This window comes from Parapedobacter sp. (assembly GCF_035556095.1).
Lineage (GTDB): Bacteria > Bacteroidota > Bacteroidia > Sphingobacteriales > Sphingobacteriaceae > Parapedobacter.
Genome location: NZ_DATMFT010000014.1, coordinates 61397 through 80678 on the forward strand (window position 1 = coordinate 61397; position 19282 = coordinate 80678).

Below are 19282 nucleotides of genomic sequence, written 5' to 3' on the forward strand. Positions count from 1 at the left end.
CACGCTCCTTATCGGAGTTTTTCGTTATTGCGGTGCCTATCTGCATCGCGGATTTGCTTCTTATCGAGGTTCTTAACTAATGCATCGGAAAGATCGACTCCCGTTTGGTTGGCTAAGCAAATAAGCACGAAGAGCACATCGGCCATTTCATCGGCTAGGTTGACCGCTTCGTCTGATTTCTTGAATGACTGTTCACCGTATTTCCGCGCCATAATACGGGCCACCTCGCCGACTTCTTCCATTAAAATAGCCGTATTGGTGAGCTCGTTGAAATATCGTATCCCGGTAGTATTTATCCAGTGATCGATTATCTCTTGGGCTTTTTTGATTGTCATTTCCATATGAACCTGTGTTCGGTAGTTTGTATTCAGTGACGCGTAATCAGTGATTGTCTTTATCCTTGGTATCCATCACGATGGTGACCGGCCCTTCGTTGAGAAGCGATACTTTCATATCGGCGCCGAAAATGCCGGTGGCTATCGTTTTGCCGAGCTGCTCGGTGAGTTCTGCTATCATCCGCTCATACAGGGGAATTGCTTTGTCAGGTCTCGCTGCGCGGATAAACGACGGGCGATTACCCTTTTTGGTCTGTGCAAATAAGGTGAATTGGGAGATCAATAGTACATTTCCCTGAATATCATTCAGGGACTTGTTCATCAATCCGTTTTCGTCGCTAAACACACGGAGATTAGGGATTTTCTGTGCTAACCATTGCAAGTCGTCCATCCCGTCTGTTTCCTCTATGCCCAGAAGTACCACAAATCCTTGCCCGATTGAACCGACAATACGCCCGTCCACCATGCAAGAAGCCTTTGAAACTCGCTGAATGACTGCCCTCACTGTTTTTTCCCGATCCGGTATAGCCGACCACTATCCGTAACGGCATACAGTGCCCCATCTTTGCCTTGATGCACATCACGGAAACGTTGGGCCTCATCTTCCAACAGGCGCTCCTCGCCAACAACCTTGTTATCTTTAATTACTAGTCGCGCGATGTGCACGCTACTCAGGCCAGCTATGAACAGGTTATTCTCCCATTCGGGAATTGAATTTCCAGCAAAAAAGGTCATGCCACTAGGCGAGAGTACAGGATCCCAATAGTACACCGGTTGTTCCAAGCCATCTTGCTGTTGAATAGCATCTCCAATCTTGTTGCCATTGTACTCGAGGCCATAGGTAATGATGGGCCAACCGTAGTTCTTACCAGGCTCAATGCGATTCACTTCATCGCCACCGCGGGGCCCGAATTCACCCTCCCAGAGGTCGCCCGTAACGGGGTGGAATGCCAGCCCCTGCACATTGCGGTGCCCGTACGAATAGATTTCGGCGCGCGCATCGCTTCTGCCTTCAAAGGGGTTGCCTGGCGCGGGATCACCGTTCGGCGTAATGCGAAGGACCTTACCAAGAGCAGCATTCAGATCTTGTGCCAGTGGCCGGGTTTCAATATCTGAACGTTCGCCAGTGCTGACAAAGATATTCCCTGTCTTATCGAACAAGATACGCCCGCCATAATGCAAGTTGCCTTTGTGCGCCGGGGTCGCTTGGTATATCACCTGCGCGTTTTCGACGCTCTTTTCATCATCGGCCAAACGGCCTTTAGCCACGGCGGTCAACGTACCACCGGGCGTATCTTGCGAAAAGACCCAATATACCATGCGGTTACTTTCAAAATTAGGATCGATAGTGATACCCAACAATCCGCCCTGACCGTTGGAATTAACGGCAGGAAGACCCGTGATGGCTTCGCTCAGATTGCCCGCTTGGCTAGCAATCCGGAGGGTTCCTTCCTTCTCGGTAATTAGCAACCTACCATCCGGCAGGTTGGCAATGCCCCAAGGCCGGTTAAGTCCATCGGCCAATACCGTTGCCTCAAAGGGCGTAATGGTTTTCAAGCCAGCCACACGCGTCTGCCCTTCAAAGGCAGGCGCATAATCCGTGTTGGCGTCTTTGGTTTCCACCGGAGCGTACGTGGAATCGGATGGTGTTTCAACAGTCTCTTTGGAGGTCGATGAATCACACGATGAGATTACGAACGATAATGCCGCAATAGTCGCAATTGATTTGGATGTATGTCGCATAACGATAATTTTGCCTAAAGGTAATGACATTTTTCCGACAATATCAATGTCAGTGATGCATTGAAAAGCAAGCGCATGATTATTTTTACATCAGCGCTTGCCTATACCATCTATCCTTTTAAAACTTGAGATTCAATCCCAACAAGAAATTGGCCGTTGCTTGCGGATAATAGAAATTGTAATCCACGCGATCGACGTCTGACAGATAATAACCCCAGGTGTATCCATTCGACGAATATTTTTCGTTGAAAACGTTATTAACCAACAGCGTGAGACCGAAATTCTTCAATTTCCAGAACGAGGTATAATAGGCTACGCGCACGTGGTTCACAAAAAAACCATCAATACTACGGTCCACATTGCCTGTATTGTCTAAAAATTGTTGTGAAACGTATTTACTCAACAATGCAACTTCGAGCGACTGCCAAGGTTTTACACTCAACTCACTGGAGGCCACCCAGTCTGGCGAAAACGAAATATCGGTGATCGCATGGAAATTCTCCACATCACCCACCACCTCCGTGAAATTCTTGATCTTATTCTGGCTGTAAGCCAACGTTGCTGCCCAAGCAAACCATGGGTTAGGCGCCCACCGCCCATCAAATTCCAACCCGATGCGATAGCTATCGTCTACATTTTGCCGTAATGTGCTACCCACATCATTGAGTTGCCCCGTTAGCACCAGTTGGTTCTTATACAGCATGGCATAACCATTCAGGCCGATATTGAGCCGCTGATACCTGATGCGGTAGCCGGCTTCGATATCATGTAGTTGTTCGGCTTTAGGGGTTTGCTCAACCGGCCAATCCGTAAAATCGCTCCGCACCGGCTCTTTATTAGCCAATGCATAGGATGCATAAACATTGCTGGCAGCGGACAACTGATATGTAAATCCAATTTTCGGATTGAAAAAATCGAACGACGCATCCTGTGTGATGTCACGCAAATCGTGGTCTATTCCCGTGATGGCGTAGTCTATACTGCGGTACTGTATATCGGCAAACAACGACAGCTCATCCAACCGGTAGGACGCTTTTAAATAGGTATTGAAATCAGTTTTGGTAGCGTCGCCGTCGTAATAACGATACGCAGTGCTGAATCCCCCATCGCTATCGGTCGGATAAGCTCCACTGGTGAACAACGGATATTGAGACCATACGATATCGCCATAATGCCCGCCTTTATACCGATTATAGGCGCCGCCCCAAGTTAATTCGAAGCCGGCCCTATCTTTGTATACAAGGGAATAGGTACCCCCATAAAAATGATTGTCAAGCCACCGCTGACGTACCAAATCTGTCTCACCTATGGGATCGCCATTCACGGTGATGGGCGATAATCCGTAATCGGTATATTCATCCTGATTGCGGAATTGCTCATAGTAACCTTTCCCCCGTGTATAATGCAATGCGGTGTTCAATGTAAGCTTTTCCGAGAGAGCCGACGAAAACAGCAGTTGGTAGTGGGTTTGCTGGTAATTATCGGTCTCGTTTTCGTAAAGGTACTTATTATACCGACGGTCGGAGTTCAGCAGATTCTCGGTTTCTTCGGGTGTCAACCCGTCATCTATTGCATAGGCTTCCATCGCCGCCACATCGCCAGTAAGCCGCGATTCGGGCGTACCGTACCATGCCTGGTAAGTTTTCTCTTTGCCGCCGAACACGTTAGCACGCAGCAAACTATTCGCACCATGCCAGGCTCCGGAAAAAAAGAATGATTGTAGATCGGATGTACCTCGATCGATATAGCCATCGCTGCTGATACGCGACAGGCGCCCATCGAAGCTAAAATTGCCGTCGAAGAGGCCGGTTCCAAGCCGAATGGTGTTCTTCAAAGAGCGGTACGAGCCGATGGACTGGTCGATCTCGGCATAGGCATCTTGGTTGAGCGTATTGGTCTGGATGTTCAGGCTCGCACCGAACGCACCAGCACCGTTGGTAGATGTACCCACTCCGCGCTGGATTTGGATGTTATCTACGGAAGACGCGAAGTCCGGCAGATTGATGAAAAACGAACCCAAGCTCTCCGCATCGTTAAGGGGGATACCGTTTACTGTAACATTGGTCCGCTGTGCGTCGCTGCCGCGGATGCGCATGCCCGTATATCCAATACCAGCCCCGGCATCCGACGAAATAACCACACCGGGTGTCTGGTCGAGGAGGAAGGGAATATCCTGGCCCACGTTGTTTTTGGCAATATCCGCTTTACTGATATTTTTGTACGTGGTGGCGGTATTTTCAGTGGCACGTGTTGCCTGCACAATCACTTCGTCGGTCAGCAACGTTGTGCGCTGCAACGAAATGCTGACGTGTTCATCTGCGGTGAGTAGGAGTTGCCGTTTTTCTGTTTGATAGCCGAGATGACTGACCATGATGGTGTAGGTACCCGCTTTTACGTGGCGGATGACTGCTGTGCCAGCGGCATCTGCTTTGCCTTGGTAAATGGTCCCTTCGAGCTGGATTGACGCTCCAGGCAACGGCCTGTCATTGCTTGCATCGATTACCGATACGGTGATGTGGCGTTGTGCCACTGCTGCAGCCATAACGACGTGCATGAAAAACGCAATCCCTGCGATTGACTTTTTAATCATTTTGTAAATTTGTAAATTTAGTTAAACACCACTGCTATAAGGGGTTCATAGCAGTGTAATTATTTAACTTACCTCCCTACGCCGGCATTATCCGGATCAGGTGCTTGGCACCACAGCGCCAATGGGTATGATCTCAGCCTTTATTTGTGTCTGTTGGTACAAACAAGGCACCCCTAAATGATGGTACAAATGTACGCATTTTTTATCACTAGGCGATGATAACGAATGTCGACTTTTTTGTAACAAATCAAACAATTTGACCGATATTCGTATTTATGCAAGTAAAAACAATACAAGTATAAAGCAATAAAGGAATTTATTATGCGGTTTATCATTGATGTACTATTGACCGGACTGGCTGTTTTTCTGGCGGCCTTGGTCCTCCCCGACTCGGCCGTGACCGTTGCCGGATTTGGCTGGGCGATTATTGCAGGACTCATTATCGCTTTTGTGAATGCAACCTTAGGCACGGTATTGCGGGTATTCACCTTCCCGCTCAACCTGCTTACGCTGGGGCTCATTTCGTTCATTATTACGGTGCTGATGGTCCAGCTCACCAGCTATTTCATGGGCAGTAAGTTTGAAGTGGCTAACTTTTGGTGGGCTGCGGTATTCGCGATCATCGTGGCGCTGATACAGATGCTACTCAACAGTCTCTTTGGCGCTAAAAACAACGATTGACACCGATTCCTCATAGGCTTAGCCACTTAAGCCTATGAGGCCCTTTAGTGAGAGGTGTCAACGAGACCAACTTGTTTATTGTGCAAGATACCCACCATCGGCAGCATAATAGGCGCCATTTATAAAGGATGCCTTGTCGGAGCTAAGCCAGCGTACCAGTTCGGCTACCTCATGAGCTTCACCCAACCGACCCGCCGGATGCTTACTTACCAACCAGTCGATTGTTTCTTTATCCATATCCTTTAATAATGGCGTATTGATGAACGCAGGGCCCACAGCGTTAGCACGTATACCACCCGCCGCATACTCCAACGCAATATTCTTGGTGAGGCCGACGACGCCATGCTTTGCGGCAACATAGCTAGCTGAATTGGCAAATCCTACCGTTCCCAAAATCGAAGCCATATTGACTATGACGCCCCCTCCCGATTGGAGCATAGCAGGAATTTGGTATCTGCAACCATAAAACACACCGGAGAGGTTGATGGCAATAACCTTATCCCATCCCTCAATAGGATACTCGCCCGTTGGTGCCGATGGGCCACCTATGCCTGCATTATTGCAAGCGATATGCAATGCTCCATATTGCTCCACAGTCTGCTTGACCAGCCGTTCATTATCGTCGGCCCTCGACGTATCGGCGGCAATGAAGAATGCTTCCCCGCCAGCCTCATTGATTAATTTCACCGTCTGCTCTCCACTTCCTACGCTGATATCGGAAACGACTACCTTGGCACCCTCCTGTGCGTAAGCTTGCGCTACCGCTCGCCCGATACCAGAAGCCGCACCGGTAACTATGGCTACTTTGCCTTTCAATGTTTTCATAATCGTACTGCTTTAGTTCATTATAACAAAGGTAGCGCTGTTTGGTTGGGGAAAAATGACGGTGGTCAGCTAATAATCGGAATTACCGCATAAGATGCGTAACGCCCAAAGCATATCAGCAAAGAAATCGTTTCGACAAACGACTATTATCTCGGCCAAAGTCCGATTTAGGACGACATTTAGTTCATGTTCTTTCGAAATGCTTCGGGCGTTATTGCCGTATATTTTTTAAAAAATTTGCTGAAATTTGAATTGTCTTTGAAATTGAGCGTATCAGCAATAGTTGCAATGGAGAGCTCGGGGTTTACCAGGAGCCGCTTTGCTTCCAAAATAACTCGGTCGCGTATGACGGTTCCGGCTGACTGACCAAACAAATCCGAACATATGGCATTAAGGTGATTGGGTGTAATGTAAAGCAACGCTGCGTAATCTTTGGGCAGTCGGAGTTCGGCGTAATGTTTTTCAACGAGCTTTTTGAAATTGCGTAGTAAAACGGCGTTGTAGGAAAGTGGCGATGGCTGTGCAGGCTTCTGCAGATCGGTGAGGTCCAAGAACAGCTTGAGCATAAGTACGCGCAACTTATCTACATTGAACATGCTGATAGCAGTTCCCAATGGGACCATCTCCTCAAACAGCGCGGTAATCCGCGGGCGTAGCGCTTCGGGAATATCGAGTACGGACTGTTTGGCCTGCCCTTGAAAAAAAGCAAACTCATCGATATAATCGGACCGCAGCAGAAAAGATTGGAAAAACTGCGGCGAAAAGTTGAGTACATAACCGTCCACCGCTCCTTCGAAATTCCAGCGATGTACCTGGCCAGGTGCCATTGCATACAGCTGGAATGGACGAACTTCGAATCGATCGAAGTCGATCGTATGATAACCCGCACCTTCGGTAAAATACACTAAATGATAGAAGGTATGGCCGTGTAGTACATGCAGTTTATGATGTTGCACGATGTATGGAGCAAACGGGCCCACCAAGAAATCCGATTGGTAGGCGGCGAGCCCTGTGATGTCATATACCGGATAGCCCTGACGCGTCATAGGCCGTAAGTATACTGATTTTTTACGGTTTTTCGAGTCTCTCACCTTCGGGTTGATAACTCAAGCCGGGTGTAAGCCAATAGAGTAAAATAACCCGTGAATAACGAAAATTGAGTGGTGATAGCACGACGACCGTGCCAATGGTAGCAATGAGGTATGGCCATGGGCCATCCATGTAACCCGTAACGACGTAAAAGCCGACACTGGCGGCAATCATTTCGGCCATCGCCAATGCATAGCTTACAAACATGGCTACATAGAAATAGCCCGGTTCGCGCTCATACCGCAACCCACAGTGGGGGCATGTTTCGTTCATTTTTTGTCCTTTCAATGCATAGGTCTTCCCTGTAAACATATTTCCTTCGCGGCACCTCGGACATTTTGCTTTTAAGGCCGCTTTGATTGGGGATAATGTATGATCCTTTTCCATGATATTCTCCACGCTTAATCTACCTATCTTTTTGCTGCAAAGGTAGGTATATACCATAAAAGTTATTGGTAAGAACACCGTATCTTATGGTACTTTTTACTGATGAATTGAATAGATTAATCAAGGGGTTGCAATGGGAGGTAGCTCACCACTTCTGCGTCGGGATAATGGATGATGATGGCGATACAAGAATCTCCTGGTCCTACCTCGAAGGCAATACCCTCGTCAGATTTGTAGGTCGAATAGGTTTTGCCACCCTTTTCGTATGTTTCCACGGGTGTGATCTGATAATGGTTACGTATCTCGGTGAGCGCAGAGCCCACGCGAATGGATTCAGCAGTTTTGAACGCTGGCGACGTTACCCTGATTTGCTTTATCCGGGCGGTCTCGTCGTTCCCCATGTCGCGTGTGGTGAAAATAGATAAGGGGTATCCGTAGTCGCTATCGGTATACCAAAGCAACACCGCTTTTCCCATGGCCGCGTCGCTATAATCAGGCTGCCCCAATTGTTGGCGTATCAAACTATCAGGCTCATCCAATTTGAGGGTACCCGCAGAAGCTCCGGGTACAAGTGTGAGGCTTTCCCGGCCTGCGGTTTGGGGAAGGTCCGCAACCGTATTTTCGGTGCGCGCATGATCGGTATTGCCACGGTTGCCGCATGCGGTGAAGAAAATGCCGCTGATGGCAATGACCAAGCAACTGTAAAATAACGTCGTTTGGTACTTCATATGATATAAAACGACTACTTCCGGATTTTGTTTCGAAGTGGTACAAGTAAGTATTCCAACCCGTTGAGTTTGATTTCATACATCGTAGCCAACAACATGCCGATGGTACCCCTTGGAAATCCTTTTTGGTGAAACCAAATCAAGTATGCTTCGGGAAGGTCACAGATGAGTGTGTCTTTATATTTGCCAAAAGGCATCTTGGTGGTTACCAATTGTTGCATGGTTTCTTCGGGTGTCATAAGCAATATCAGTCGTTGGTTTTGCCATGGCGGATGTAATAGCCTGCTAGGCGGAAAGCAATAACAATGTGATTAAAAATATTGGCTACCAGCCCATAGTGCCTACTAAAAATTTGAAAACGCTCCTTCAGACTCTGCCAATGCCGTTGCTTTGACATACCGCCCACCAGGTACTTGGCCACTATACGTTTGGTGTTTACAATTTTATTAGCCGCCTTCGCGGCACGGATAACCCAATCGATATCAGCACTGAGTTGGTAGTGCAAATCATAGGGGGCTATAAGCTTACGCCGGACGTAAATGGCTTGATGACTCACATTCATGCCGTAGCGGAAGCTTTTCCAATTAAATCGCTCGGGTATAGCATGTCGTCGCAAACCAAGCGATTGCCAGTTTGCATCGAACATTTCCGTCTCACCGTAGTAAATATCGGCGTCAGGGGAGGTAGCAAAAACCGCGGCAACGGTATCGATGGAATAAATTTCGTCACCAGAATTCATGAACAACACATAATCGCCCCCCGCCAGTGCCAACCCTTTATTCATGGCGTCATAAATCCCGTTGTCGGGTTCACTGACGATCCGCGTTATCTGACCGGCGTACTTGTTAATGATGCCAGCCGTACCATCTGTTGATCCACCGTCAATAACAATATACTCAATGTGCGGATACGTCTGGTTGATGACCGACAGGATAGTCCGCTCGATACCGTCCGCATTATTGTAAACGACGGTGATTACGGTGAGTGTAGGTGAAAATATTCGCTCCATTACTGGTTGATTTCGGACCGGTTTGCTGGTTTTTGGACAACCATCACGTTGTTATGGAAAAAATTCGTGTTTTTCGGCAATATCGCTGAAAGAAACAATCCACTAAGTGTGATTGGGGTGATAAACAGGGGCGTAAGCGCTATCCGGAGCACCTTGCGCTGCGGGAAGATATGCTGGTATACGTATGCGGCCCACATCTGACAGATCGTACTGACATAATTGGTGGTCTTCTTTTCCTGCACTACGATAAAGCCCTTTTCTTGGAGAATGTGTTTCAACCCGAACGACGTATAGCGAGCGAAATCGTAAGGAATTTCATGCTCATCCCAGACAAAAGGAACCGTTAACAGCATACGCCCACCGGGCCTGAGTACCCGATGTAGTTCATTGAGGATTTGAGAAAGATTGAAAACATGCTCAAACACTTCGCTTGAGAAAATACTATCAAACGATTCATCTGCAAAGGGTAGGGTTTCGCCATCGTAATAGACGTCGATCTCTTCATGGCGATGGTCGTGCCCACTCACTTCAATATCGGTACCTACGTATTCGGATACGGAAAACAATGCTTTGTAAGGCTTGCTGCCGCAACCGAAGTCTAACAGCTTACCACGCATATGGTTGCTAAATTGAGACACTCCTTTATACAGCCCACTACGAATGATAAAGAAAGGGTTGAAAAACAGACCCAAAAACGTGGGTTGGAATAGCGATTTATTATACAGTTGTTTAAGTTTTGCTACCACGACGTGTCGTTATTGTGACTTAAATTGTGTTTTCCAGCGCTGTATCGCATCTTGGTTGAGATACAATTTAACGCTCATTTCCTCTTGAATTTTCTCTTCAAGCAAATCGATACGCTGGCGTTCCAACACGTTCAAACCGATATCATTGCGCATTTCAAGCGCCCGGTTATCGATACCGATGATGATGGCTTTACGTTTTTTCTGCAGTGCCCTTATGCCAGCATGGAGGCGTGTGCCCACGTATTCACAAGGCTCCTTCTCCAAAAACGAATCAAACGCCGACAGCTTCGGTGGGACATAGCTAATGCCGGATACTAGGCTTTCAATGTACGCTCGGTCTTTTGATCCCTGTACCCATACGTACACCGCTCGGTAGTGCTTTTTCAGGATTTCGAACATCCGCCGATCGCTATCGGGATCGCGCATATAGTCGGTGATGGTCGTGATTACGGTATCACGCTTCTTGGGGTTGATTTGTGAGCAGTGCGGTTCGTCAAGCTCCCATACGGTGGGGCAGCCCGTATTGATTACATTCTTGATTCCTATTTCGTCGAGTTTCTGTAACGTATAGTTATCCCTGACAGCGTGCAGGTATCTTTTGGAAAACAACGACTTGTACATGATCTTCGAATAGGTGGACACCGGCTTATCCTGATATTGCCACCACCCCACCCCCAGCAGTATCACCTTGTGCCGTAAAACGAACAAATCTTTGACTCCAACTTTCCATTGGCTCTTCCGGAGTGTGTTATTCTTCAGCAAGTTGGTTCCCCCCACAATACCTATATCGTATTTACGGAATTTTTGAAGATCTTTCGGATGGATGGAGAAATGAGTAGGCACGTTGATGACGAAATCGTCCATAAACAATTCGTCAGAAATTTGATCCACCGCGTCCATAATGATATGGTCACCGAGATTGGTCGTACCTATTGAGGTATCAAAAATGATCTTTGGCATGTGAATACTCCAACTTTTTAACGTTTAACTAACCGCCGGATGGTCGGCACAAAAAACAGCGCTCCGAGCATCAACCACCCTTGTGCCCGCGTTTTGGGCACGAAGATAACAAATAGCGCTGTGCTCGCATACGTGACTAATGTGGCGTAAGCAGCACCAATCATGCCATATTCAGGAATCCACCAACTATTCAACCCGATATTGATAACAGCACCGGTAATTGCACGGGCTAACGATATGCGGGTGTAGCCCTCTGCCAAGAGGTACTGACCAGTGGCGACATACAGGAACATAAACACCCCAGCCCAGATGTGCACGGTGAGCACGGGTGCCCCAGCGGCGTACTCTACCGAATAGAATGTCCGGTAAACGAGAGGTGCCACCAAGGTAGTAACCACAGCGATAGCGACGCTTACCATGGTCATCAACTCGTACAGGTGTTGTAGCCGCCGCCGGTAGCGCTCGGGGTCGTCTCGGCGGGCGTTCATGATGGCGGGGAAAAGGGCGGTAACAATAGCCATCGGGATAAAGTACCAGCCTTCACTCAGTTTCACCACCGTATCATATACACCAAATACCGCCTTGCCTAAATAGGCATCGAGCATCAGCTGGTCAATTTTCATATACAAGATAATGGCAACAGACGAGAAGGCAAGCGGCCAAGAGTAATGAAGTAAGTGCTTGGCCATTTTTCTATCGAACCGCCAGTTGATAAGCCGGTTTCCCCGCCGTTCGTAGCAATACAGGTATCCCGCTGCGAGGAAAACGGCGTCGAACAGGAGCGCCCACACAAACCAGCCCACCGTAGCTTGCCAAAAAACGAGCACGAGCTTCACCGCTGCGGAAAGTAAATTGGCGCCAACTTGGATATACATGATGTATTTGCCCTGTACCCTCGCTTGAAAAAAACAGTCGATGATACTGACTGATTGAAAAACGCAAACGAACGAGACGATAAGTATATAATGGAACGGTGCAGCCAGTGGTCCGGCAGTATAGTGGCCAATCAACAGGTAGGCCACATAAATCATCGGAAGTGCGATGACCGACGCGACCAATCGTAGCCAGAAAGCGGTACCTAAAATGGTATTCTCCTTTTCCGGTTGCTGCAATAGCTGGCGGGTCACGAAACTGTCCATGCCCAAAGCACAAGCTGCGGCAAAGAAAGATACCAATACGAGCGGGTAATTCAACTCGCCATTCAAGCTACTGCCCAAATAATTTGGGATTACAACCGCCGTAACAACCATTTTGATGAAAATTGTGCCTACGCGGGCGACCATCAACCAGCCGGTATTCTTGAAATACTTGTTGAAAGCTTCAGGATCGAAACCCGGTAACGAAGGGATTTTCATTCAAAAATAAACTGTTCTTCAATGCACTCATGGAATCTGTATCTCCCCGACTATTATGTAAATCGATGAGATAGCAGGTTTATCAAACTGATCCGTTATACGACTTCCACCACCTTGCCAAAACCTGCCAAGCTCGGGTGTGTGGGCTCAAGATCGGTTACAAGATAAGAAATAGCGTTGAGGCTACAGACTTTCATTTTCTGTACGGAATTGAGTTTTTCAGCGATGCTGAGGATAGCGGTCTTGCTTGAGCAGCGAATCATCGCCTTTTTTATCTGTACCACTTCCCAATCGGAGTCGGTGACGCCATCTTCTACGGAGAGGCTATTCGTGCCCAATAAACATAAGTCGACCCGAATCTCCGATAACTGGTTGATGACCTGTGAACCGATACTGATGTTGGTACTACGCGATAGCTTTCCGCCGATAAGGATAACGTCTGCATTCGTACGCTCGGCCAATTCGAGGGCTACCAACGGGCTGATGGTGAAAAACGTACATTGGAGACTCTCGGGGATGGTACGCGCCAATTCAAGCATGGTTGTCCCCCCCCCTGCAAGTACCGTCATTCCGTTTTGAACAAGTTTGAGTGCCTTACTGGCAATCTGCTTCTTGGAATCACGGGCATACACATTATTTTCTTTGAAAGGATACTGGAACGATTTGGACAACGCCCCACCATATACTTTGAGTACCTTGCCATTCTCCGCCAATTCATTTAAATCACGCCGGATGGTATCCTCCGACACGCTAAGCTGCACACTGAGGTCTGATGACAATACCTTGTTGTGCAAATTGATTTGGTGAATGATAAAAGCTTGCCTTTCTTCCTTCAACATGGTATAAGCGGTTTATTAAGTGGGTAAAGATAGAATATTTTAAAGAAATTTGTATTATTACCCCCGCAAAGCATTTGTATAACCGCAGAGCAAACAGTATAAATGGCCGAATCATATCTTGCAATCACCAACGGCGTCGTCTTTACGGGCGATGCGTTGATTAGCAATCAGACTGTATTGATAAAAGGAGATAAAGTATTTGGAATTGTCCCTACGTCCGAAATTCCGGCAGAAGCCGAAATCGTCGATGCCAACGGTGGATATCTGACGCCCGGATTTGTGGATTTACAGATATATGGCGGGGGAAGTCGGTTGTTTTCCGCCGACCCTACAGCAGCAGCGCTTGATGAAATCGCGCACGCCTTGGTAAAATCAGGAACCACCAGCTTCATGATCACCATGGCAACCAACCCAATGGAACTGGTAGATGACGCCATGGGTGTCTTGCGCCGCTATCAACATCCTGCACTGCTTGGCCTGCACCTCGAAGGGCCTTATCTTAACCCGAAAAAACGGGGAGCTCATCCTGAGGCCTATATGCGTAAACCCGAAAAGTCAGAAATCAAGTCGCTATTGGAGCGGGCCGGGACGAGCTTGCGGATGATGACGGTCGCTCCGGAACAGTTTGATGAGGACGTAATCGACTTATTATTGAACCACGGCGTTATTTTGTCCGCGGGGCATAGCAACGCTACGTTTGATGAGGCGATGTATGGGTTCCAAAAAGGGATACAAGCGGTGACCCATTTTTTCAACGCCATGTCGCCGTTTCATCACCGTAATCCGGGATTGCCGGGTGCAACTTTCCAGTCGGATACGGTGAAAGCGAGCATTATCGCAGATGGCATCCATGTAAACTACCAAACACTGGCGATAAGTAAGCGGTTATTGGGCGACCGGCTGTTTTTGATCACAGACGCCGTAGTAGCCGTAGATAATGGCACCTACACGCATATTTTTGCGGGCGACCGGTATACGTTGCCCGATGGCACATTGTCGGGGTCGGCACTGACGATGATGCAGGCAGTGGCCAACTGCGTGCGTCATGCCGGCATTCCACTAGAGGAGGCGTTGCGGATGGCCACCATATATCCAGCGTCGCTTATCGGGGCCAATGACATTGGTAGGATTGCAGCAGGAGCTACCGCCAACCTGGTCATTTTTGACGAGAATTATATCGTGCAAAATGTCTTCCTCGGAGGGGTCTGCCAATGAAGAAGCTTTTCAACCTACTCTATTTCCAGGTAGTAATTGCCATCATTATCGGTATATTAATCGGCCATTTCTATCCTTCACTGGGCGTGCAATTGAAACCACTTGGCGATGGGTTCATCAAGTTAATCAAAATGGTGATCGCCCCATTGATTTTCTGCAGTATCGTACTGGGCATTGCGGGGATGGAAGATGTGAAAAAAATCGGCAAGGTCGGCGTGAAAGCGTTGCTATATTTCCAGCTTTCTACCATCGCAGCCATGTTACTTGGTGTGATCGTAATCAATTTGGTTAAGCCAGGTGAGGGGATGCACGTGGATCCGAAGACATTGGATACCTCAGAAGTATCCTCCTACATCACACAAAGTGAGCACCAGGGTGGCGTTAAGGATTTTCTATTGGATATCATTCCCGAAAACGTCTTTGGTGCGCTATCATCGGGCAACTTACTCCAAGTTCTTTTCTTTGCAGTGCTATTCGGATACGGACTTTCGAAGATTGGTGGCAAAGCCGAACCCGCCATACGCGTAATGCAATCTTTCCTCGACGGCTTATTTGCCGTGATTAAGATGATTATGAAAGTGGCTCCCATTGGAGCCATGGGCGCCATGGGATTTACTATTGGCAAATACGGCATCAGTTCCCTTTCCTCTTTGGGCATGCTGATGCTTTGTTTTTACGGTACCTGCCTGTTGTATATTTTCTTGGTTGCAGGATTGTTTTTAAAGTATTATGGCATCAGCATATTCAAAGTGCTGCGCTATATAAAGGAGGAATTACTTGTTGTACTTGGTACGTCGTCGTCGGAATCGGTGTTGCCCGCCATCATGCAGAAGCTCGAAGAGATGGGTTGCTCGAAACCGGTAGTGCGCCTCACCATACCGACGGGTTATTCGTTCAACTTGGATGGCACCGCTATTTACCTAACAATGGCTGCAATTTTCCTGTCGCAAGCATTGGATATGCCGATGAACTTGATGGATCAGCTGTTCTTGTTGTTTGTGCTCACGATCACATCCAATGGTGCTGCAGGCGTAACTGGAAGTGGTTTTATCATTCTGGCCGCCACATTACCCGTTGTTGGACACATGCCCGTTGAATCGGTTGCCCTGATCTTTGGTATCGACCGCTTCATGAGCGAAGCCAGGGCATTGACCAACATCATCGGCAACACCGCAGCAACACTGGTAGTGGCCCGTTGGGAGGACGAATTGGATATGGACCATTTGAGGTCTGAGCTGGGCTAGCCTACCCTTCCCTACCCTTGGGGCCGGCATCATCATCAGTCAACCCAGCCAATATATTATTCACCTCGGCTTCCGTTGCCGTGAGCTTTGCCTTGCAGGCGCGAATGAGCAGTGTCGCACGTTTTACCTTCTCCGAAAGCTCGTCGACCGAAATTTCACCTTGTTCGATCTCCGATACGATGGTCTGCAGTTCTTCGAATGCATCAGTATAGGAATATTGATTATCCATTGTCCAATGGTTTTAGTCTATCTATTTTACTGGTCATACTTCCCTGTGCCAAAACAGTCTCCACAACATCGCTCTCATGTACGGATTCGGTACTTTTCAATGCCTTCCCGTTGAGACGGGTAATGCTATACCCACGTTGGAGCACGTGCTGTGGATGCAACAAATGAACCGACTTTTCCGAGGTCAGCAAATCAGATCGTCTATCTTTCACGAGCGTTGCCGTTGCCGCTTTTAGCGTCTGGATAGCATGTTTTATGTGCTGTTGTCCATGCTGCACACGAGCAGCACTGGCCATGCGTAGATTAATGACGCCGTGTTCAAGCGCCTTTTGTTGCCGATTTAACAGGTGCAAGCTATTCAGGCGGAAGTATCGTATTTGATCATTAAGTATACTCCTTTCTTGGGCTAATTGTTGTTGGACTTTTCGCATAATGGTTTCTTTTGCTTGATCGACCGGCTCGGCAAATCGGTGAAACCGCTGGATGAGGAAATCAGCAAGTTCGCTGGGCGTGATGGAATTCTGATAGGCCACCATTTCGCTGACCGTTTCGTTTGTGGAATGGCCAATGCCAGTAAGTACCGGAATGGGAAATCTGGCAATCGTGGCAGCCAGCATATAGTGATTATAGCTTGATAAGCCCACGTCGCCCCCTCCCCCACGGATGATAGCGACTACATCATACGCATGCCGCATTTGCGCGATGTGTTCAAGTTGGTTGACAATGGCCTTCACTGATTTGTCCCCTTGGAGTAAAGCGGGAAAAAGCGTCTGTTCAAAGTGGTATCCCCAGGGATTATGTCGCAAAATCTTCAGGAAATCGGCGTAGCCTTTACTGGTCTCGACCGAAATAACGGCCAGTCGTTTTGGTAAAACAGGGAAAGCCAACCTTTTATTCGCGGCAAAGACCCCTTCTTTTTTAAGGCGATCGATACTTGCCAGCTTTTCTCTTTGGAGTTCGCCAAGTGCATGTACGGGATCGATATCCAAAATACGTAAGGTTAGGCCGTAGACGGGGTCGTACGATATAGCCGCTTGGAATAAAATGGTAATTCCATTTTTCAGGGGCTCTTTGGTTATCCCGATAAACTGTTGGTTAACACGTTCGTAGTCGCCCTTCCAGAGCACGGCGCGCATTTCGGCGATAACCTGCCCACCTCGCTTCTCCACCAATTCCGGATAGCAGTGTCCCGAATGGGAGTAGTGATTGAGCTTGTTCATTTCCGCTTTTATCCAGTACACACTTTTGTAGCGCTCGGCAATGGTTCTCTTGATGCTGCGGGCTACCTCTACGAGGGAAAACACCGTCTTGTCCGACAATTTCTCAGGCATAACCAAAGGTAAGCTTTTTCTATAAAATCACTACCTTTGTGCCATGAAACCCGCCAAGCAGGAATCCTGCCTTTTTGGGCAAATGAAAGATTACAGGTTCTTCGAGACCGTTAAAAGAAAGACTATTTTTGAATGAAACTACCCATTATTTCATACGGTGACCCCATCTTGAAACGAAAAGGTGAAACAATTGAAAAAGATTATCCGGATTTACCGCAATTGGTAGCGGATATGTTTGAAACCATGTATGCAGCCCACGGTGTGGGACTGGCGGCTCCGCAGATTGGCCGCTCGATACGTCTGTTCGTCATTGATGCCAGTCCATATGAAGAAGATGAACCGGGGCTTGCCAATTTCAAGAAAGTCTTCATTAATGCCGAATTGGTGGATGAAGAGGGAGAGAAATGGCTGTTCAATGAAGGCTGCCTGAGCATCCCCGACATCAGGGAAGACGTGAGCAGATACCCTATCATCCACGTGCGCTACCGCGATGAACACTGGGTGGAGCATGAAGACAAATTTGACGGATTGGCCGCTCGGATTATCCAACATGAATATGACCACATCGAGGGGAAGCTCTTTACCGATAAGCTGAGCCCACTCCGGAAAGCGATGATTAAAAGTAAATTGGACTCGATTTCACGGGGTCAGGTTGATGTAGATTACAAAATGAAATTCCCCGCGTCGAAGAAGCGGAAACGGTAAGTTTCTTTTCTAACCTCCAACAAGAGGTAATGCCAGCCGATATTTCACGGCGATCACACGAACGAAGACCACGGTAATCACACTTAAGGAAGCATTGATGTTATAGCTCACCCCGAAGGAATCGAGTGTGAAAAACAGAATAGCTCCCAAAAGGCAGGCCGTGGCATAGATTTCCCGGCGAAAAATCAGCGGTGTTTCGTTCAGTAGCGTATCACGGGTAACGCCCCCCATTACCGCTGAGAACATGCCTAATACAACTGCCGCGATCCCGCTGCTATCGTAAGCGAGCGATTTCTGAACCCCTACCACCGTAAAAAAGCCGATACCTAAAGCATCAAATAAAAACAACGTCCGGGCCAACCGCCCTAGTATACTCCGCGAGAGAATTGCAATGAGCACACCGGCTAATATTGCTAATAAGTAATTTCCATCATCCACCCACACGGGACGTAAGTTGAGGAAGATATCGCGAAGGCTCCCCCCGCCGATAGCCGTAACAAAACCCGTAAACGCGGCCCCAAATAAATCAATATTATGTCGCATCGCTGCCATCGCTCCAGATATCGCGAAGACCATAGTTCCCAATAGATCGATGTAATAGATGATTTCCAACGCTGCTAATTTTTACGTTCCGTTTGTAAAAGTACGACATTTCCGGATCACTTGCCACTGCTTATGGGTGCAACAACATACGTATCATATTTTTTTCTCACTGATTTATAGGGAATCATATGAATTACCAAACAATATTCCGCGTGACCTGTTGCAAATTACAGGTAATAACGTACCTTTGCATCCCGCTTCGGAAGGGGCGGTTGTTCCTTGAGGTTTTCGATTGATTTTCCGGCTGGTGTCTGTGTTGTGTTTGGTTGGTGGTTTTGGCGGGAAAAAAGTTGAAAATAAATTTTGCGGGAATGAAAAAGGTTCTTACCTTTGCAGTCCCAAACGAAACCGGGTTTATCCGGCCCCTGCGGCGCGATGCTTCGGGGGGATTGAAGAGGGGATCGGTTGTTGCGGGGTTTGCGCCCTGTTGCGGCACATCGGCCGAAGCGCGAGCGGAGGCGGGGAAGTTCTTGAAAGATATTGATATTCATGTAGCGTGACGAGTAGTCTGTTTTCAGGCGAAAGTCAGAGACAGACCTAGGTCAATCAGGTAGATAGACAACACAAAGATTGATTCCGATTTTAATCGGGTCAGATCATTAACTTCATTTTACAATGGAGAGTTTGATCCTGGCTCAGGATGAACGCTAGCGGCAGGCCTAATACATG

22 protein-coding genes are annotated in these 19282 nt (G+C 47.9%); 5 read left to right on the forward strand and 17 right to left on the reverse strand.

Annotated features, from left to right (window positions below; all coding sequences use genetic code 11):
* Positions 1-8 precede the first annotated feature (8 nt).
* The 4 genes from VNQ80_RS07050 to VNQ80_RS07065 all read right to left on the reverse strand — a co-directional run bounded on the left by VNQ80_RS07050 (position 9) and on the right by VNQ80_RS07065 (position 4668).
* The gene (locus tag VNQ80_RS07050) at positions 9-335 is read right to left on the reverse strand and encodes a nucleotide pyrophosphohydrolase (RefSeq protein ID WP_325636855.1); all 327 of its coding nucleotides are present in this window, start codon (positions 333-335) and stop codon (positions 9-11) included.
* Positions 336-381: 46 nt separating this feature from the next.
* A complete protein-coding gene (dtd, locus tag VNQ80_RS07055) occupies positions 382-840 on the reverse strand; it encodes a D-aminoacyl-tRNA deacylase (protein ID WP_325636857.1) in 459 nt (152 codons plus the stop codon).
* Entirely contained in the window at positions 837-2078 is a 1242-nt protein-coding gene (locus VNQ80_RS07060) for a PQQ-dependent sugar dehydrogenase (protein WP_325636859.1), read from the reverse strand. Before VNQ80_RS07060 ends, dtd begins: the two co-directional genes overlap by 4 nt.
* 118 nt (positions 2079-2196) lie before the next feature.
* Positions 2197-4668: a TonB-dependent receptor gene (locus VNQ80_RS07065; RefSeq protein WP_325636861.1), complete on the reverse strand. Its 2472-nt coding sequence runs from the start codon at positions 4666-4668 to the stop codon at positions 2197-2199.
* Between the two features lie 321 nt (positions 4669-4989).
* On the opposite strand from VNQ80_RS07065, the gene VNQ80_RS07070 reads away from it, so the two are divergent.
* Positions 4990-5349, forward strand: coding sequence for a phage holin family protein (locus VNQ80_RS07070; RefSeq protein ID WP_325636863.1), 360 nt, complete (start codon positions 4990-4992; stop codon positions 5347-5349).
* Between the two features lie 75 nt (positions 5350-5424).
* Here the strand turns inward: VNQ80_RS07070 and VNQ80_RS07075 are convergent, their stop codons facing one another.
* The 10 genes from VNQ80_RS07075 to VNQ80_RS07120 all read right to left on the reverse strand — a co-directional run bounded on the left by VNQ80_RS07075 (position 5425) and on the right by VNQ80_RS07120 (position 13287).
* Complete coding sequence (locus VNQ80_RS07075; protein WP_325636865.1) at positions 5425-6174, reverse strand: glucose 1-dehydrogenase; 750 nt, start codon at positions 6172-6174, stop codon at positions 5425-5427.
* A gap of 179 nt (positions 6175-6353) precedes the next feature.
* Entirely contained in the window at positions 6354-7220 is an 867-nt protein-coding gene (locus VNQ80_RS07080; RefSeq protein WP_325636867.1) for a helix-turn-helix transcriptional regulator, read from the reverse strand.
* Positions 7221-7242: 22 nt separating this feature from the next.
* Positions 7243-7536: a DUF983 domain-containing protein gene (locus tag VNQ80_RS07085; protein ID WP_325636869.1), complete on the reverse strand. Its 294-nt coding sequence runs from the start codon at positions 7534-7536 to the stop codon at positions 7243-7245.
* 230 nt (positions 7537-7766) lie between these two features.
* Complete coding sequence (locus VNQ80_RS07090) at positions 7767-8378, reverse strand: hypothetical protein (protein WP_325636871.1); 612 nt, start codon at positions 8376-8378, stop codon at positions 7767-7769.
* 14 nt (positions 8379-8392) lie between these two features.
* Entirely contained in the window at positions 8393-8617 is a 225-nt protein-coding gene (locus VNQ80_RS07095) for a DUF3820 family protein (RefSeq protein ID WP_325636873.1), read from the reverse strand.
* Positions 8618-8625: 8 nt separating this feature from the next.
* On the reverse strand, positions 8626-9387 hold the full coding sequence (locus VNQ80_RS07100) for a glycosyltransferase family 2 protein (RefSeq protein ID WP_325636875.1): 762 nt from the start codon (positions 9385-9387) through the stop codon (positions 8626-8628).
* Positions 9387-10133, reverse strand: a complete 747-nt coding sequence (locus tag VNQ80_RS07105) for a class I SAM-dependent methyltransferase (RefSeq protein WP_325636877.1) — start codon at positions 10131-10133, stop codon at positions 9387-9389. Before VNQ80_RS07105 ends, VNQ80_RS07100 begins: the two co-directional genes overlap by 1 nt.
* Positions 10134-10142: 9 nt before the next feature.
* Positions 10143-11093 carry a polysaccharide pyruvyl transferase family protein gene (locus tag VNQ80_RS07110; RefSeq protein WP_325636879.1) on the reverse strand — a complete coding sequence of 317 codons (951 nt, stop codon included), beginning with the start codon at positions 11091-11093 and terminating at the stop codon, positions 10143-10145.
* A gap of 17 nt (positions 11094-11110) precedes the next feature.
* On the reverse strand, positions 11111-12448 hold the full coding sequence (locus VNQ80_RS07115; protein WP_325636881.1) for a flippase: 1338 nt from the start codon (positions 12446-12448) through the stop codon (positions 11111-11113).
* Between the two features lie 95 nt (positions 12449-12543).
* Positions 12544-13287, reverse strand: coding sequence for a DeoR/GlpR family DNA-binding transcription regulator (locus tag VNQ80_RS07120; protein WP_325636883.1), 744 nt, complete (start codon positions 13285-13287; stop codon positions 12544-12546).
* A 102-nt stretch (positions 13288-13389) separates the two neighbouring features.
* Here VNQ80_RS07120 and nagA point away from each other — a divergent pair, with 102 nt between their 5' ends.
* Complete coding sequence (nagA, locus tag VNQ80_RS07125; protein WP_325636885.1) at positions 13390-14502, forward strand: N-acetylglucosamine-6-phosphate deacetylase; 1113 nt, start codon at positions 13390-13392, stop codon at positions 14500-14502.
* Positions 14499-15746: a C4-dicarboxylate transporter DctA gene (gene dctA / locus VNQ80_RS07130; RefSeq protein WP_325636887.1), complete on the forward strand. Its 1248-nt coding sequence runs from the start codon at positions 14499-14501 to the stop codon at positions 15744-15746. Before nagA ends, dctA begins: the two co-directional genes overlap by 4 nt.
* A 1-nt stretch (position 15747) precedes the next feature.
* Here dctA and xseB read toward each other — a convergent pair whose 3' ends face one another.
* Together xseB and xseA are read right to left on the reverse strand one after the other, a co-directional pair.
* Positions 15748-15975 carry an exodeoxyribonuclease VII small subunit gene (gene xseB, locus VNQ80_RS07135; protein ID WP_325636889.1) on the reverse strand — a complete coding sequence of 76 codons (228 nt, stop codon included), beginning with the start codon at positions 15973-15975 and terminating at the stop codon, positions 15748-15750.
* Positions 15968-17305 carry an exodeoxyribonuclease VII large subunit gene (xseA, locus tag VNQ80_RS07140; RefSeq protein WP_325636891.1) on the reverse strand — a complete coding sequence of 446 codons (1338 nt, stop codon included), beginning with the start codon at positions 17303-17305 and terminating at the stop codon, positions 15968-15970. The genes xseB and xseA overlap by 8 nt, the downstream gene beginning before the upstream one ends.
* Positions 17306-17437: 132 nt before the next feature.
* On the opposite strand from xseA, the gene def reads away from it, so the two are divergent.
* Positions 17438-18010: a peptide deformylase gene (def, locus tag VNQ80_RS07145; protein WP_325636893.1), complete on the forward strand. Its 573-nt coding sequence runs from the start codon at positions 17438-17440 to the stop codon at positions 18008-18010.
* A 9-nt stretch (positions 18011-18019) separates the two neighbouring features.
* On the opposite strand, the gene VNQ80_RS07150 is transcribed toward def, so the two are convergent.
* Complete coding sequence (locus VNQ80_RS07150; RefSeq protein ID WP_325636895.1) at positions 18020-18622, reverse strand: trimeric intracellular cation channel family protein; 603 nt, start codon at positions 18620-18622, stop codon at positions 18020-18022.
* Positions 18623-18924: 302 nt separating this feature from the next.
* Between VNQ80_RS07150 and VNQ80_RS07155 the strand changes: the two genes are divergently transcribed.
* Complete coding sequence (locus VNQ80_RS07155; protein ID WP_325636897.1) at positions 18925-19113, forward strand: hypothetical protein; 189 nt, start codon at positions 18925-18927, stop codon at positions 19111-19113.
* The last annotated feature ends 169 nt before the right edge of the window (positions 19114-19282 follow it).

What these genes read in the sequence shown, in the direction of transcription:
- VNQ80_RS07050 (WP_325636855.1), bottom strand. Translation starts at nt 335, where the DNA reads ATGACAATCAAAAAAGCCCAAGAGATAATCGATCACTGGATAAATACT.
- VNQ80_RS07060 (WP_325636859.1), bottom strand. Translation starts at nt 2,078, where the DNA reads ATGCGACATACATCCAAATCAATTGCGACTATTGCGGCATTATCGTTC.
- VNQ80_RS07065 (WP_325636861.1), bottom strand. Translation starts at nt 4,668, where the DNA reads ATGATTAAAAAGTCAATCGCAGGGATTGCGTTTTTCATGCACGTCGTT.
- VNQ80_RS07070 (WP_325636863.1), top strand. Translation starts at nt 4,990, where the DNA reads ATGCGGTTTATCATTGATGTACTATTGACCGGACTGGCTGTTTTTCTG.
- VNQ80_RS07075 (WP_325636865.1), bottom strand. Translation starts at nt 6,174, where the DNA reads ATGAAAACATTGAAAGGCAAAGTAGCCATAGTTACCGGTGCGGCTTCT.
- VNQ80_RS07080 (WP_325636867.1), bottom strand. Translation starts at nt 7,220, where the DNA reads ATGACGCGTCAGGGCTATCCGGTATATGACATCACAGGGCTCGCCGCC.
- VNQ80_RS07085 (WP_325636869.1), bottom strand. Translation starts at nt 7,536, where the DNA reads ATGAACGAAACATGCCCCCACTGTGGGTTGCGGTATGAGCGCGAACCG.
- VNQ80_RS07090 (WP_325636871.1), bottom strand. Translation starts at nt 8,378, where the DNA reads ATGAAGTACCAAACGACGTTATTTTACAGTTGCTTGGTCATTGCCATC.
- VNQ80_RS07095 (WP_325636873.1), bottom strand. Translation starts at nt 8,617, where the DNA reads ATGACACCCGAAGAAACCATGCAACAATTGGTAACCACCAAGATGCCT.
- VNQ80_RS07100 (WP_325636875.1), bottom strand. Translation starts at nt 9,387, where the DNA reads ATGGAGCGAATATTTTCACCTACACTCACCGTAATCACCGTCGTTTAC.
- VNQ80_RS07110 (WP_325636879.1), bottom strand. Translation starts at nt 11,093, where the DNA reads ATGCCAAAGATCATTTTTGATACCTCAATAGGTACGACCAATCTCGGT.
- VNQ80_RS07115 (WP_325636881.1), bottom strand. Translation starts at nt 12,448, where the DNA reads ATGAAAATCCCTTCGTTACCGGGTTTCGATCCTGAAGCTTTCAACAAG.
- VNQ80_RS07120 (WP_325636883.1), bottom strand. Translation starts at nt 13,287, where the DNA reads ATGTTGAAGGAAGAAAGGCAAGCTTTTATCATTCACCAAATCAATTTG.
- nagA (WP_325636885.1), top strand. Translation starts at nt 13,390, where the DNA reads ATGGCCGAATCATATCTTGCAATCACCAACGGCGTCGTCTTTACGGGC.
- dctA (WP_325636887.1), top strand. Translation starts at nt 14,499, where the DNA reads ATGAAGAAGCTTTTCAACCTACTCTATTTCCAGGTAGTAATTGCCATC.
- xseB (WP_325636889.1), bottom strand. Translation starts at nt 15,975, where the DNA reads ATGGATAATCAATATTCCTATACTGATGCATTCGAAGAACTGCAGACC.
- xseA (WP_325636891.1), bottom strand. Translation starts at nt 17,305, where the DNA reads ATGCCTGAGAAATTGTCGGACAAGACGGTGTTTTCCCTCGTAGAGGTA.
- def (WP_325636893.1), top strand. Translation starts at nt 17,438, where the DNA reads ATGAAACTACCCATTATTTCATACGGTGACCCCATCTTGAAACGAAAA.
- VNQ80_RS07155 (WP_325636897.1), top strand. Translation starts at nt 18,925, where the DNA reads ATGAAAAAGGTTCTTACCTTTGCAGTCCCAAACGAAACCGGGTTTATC.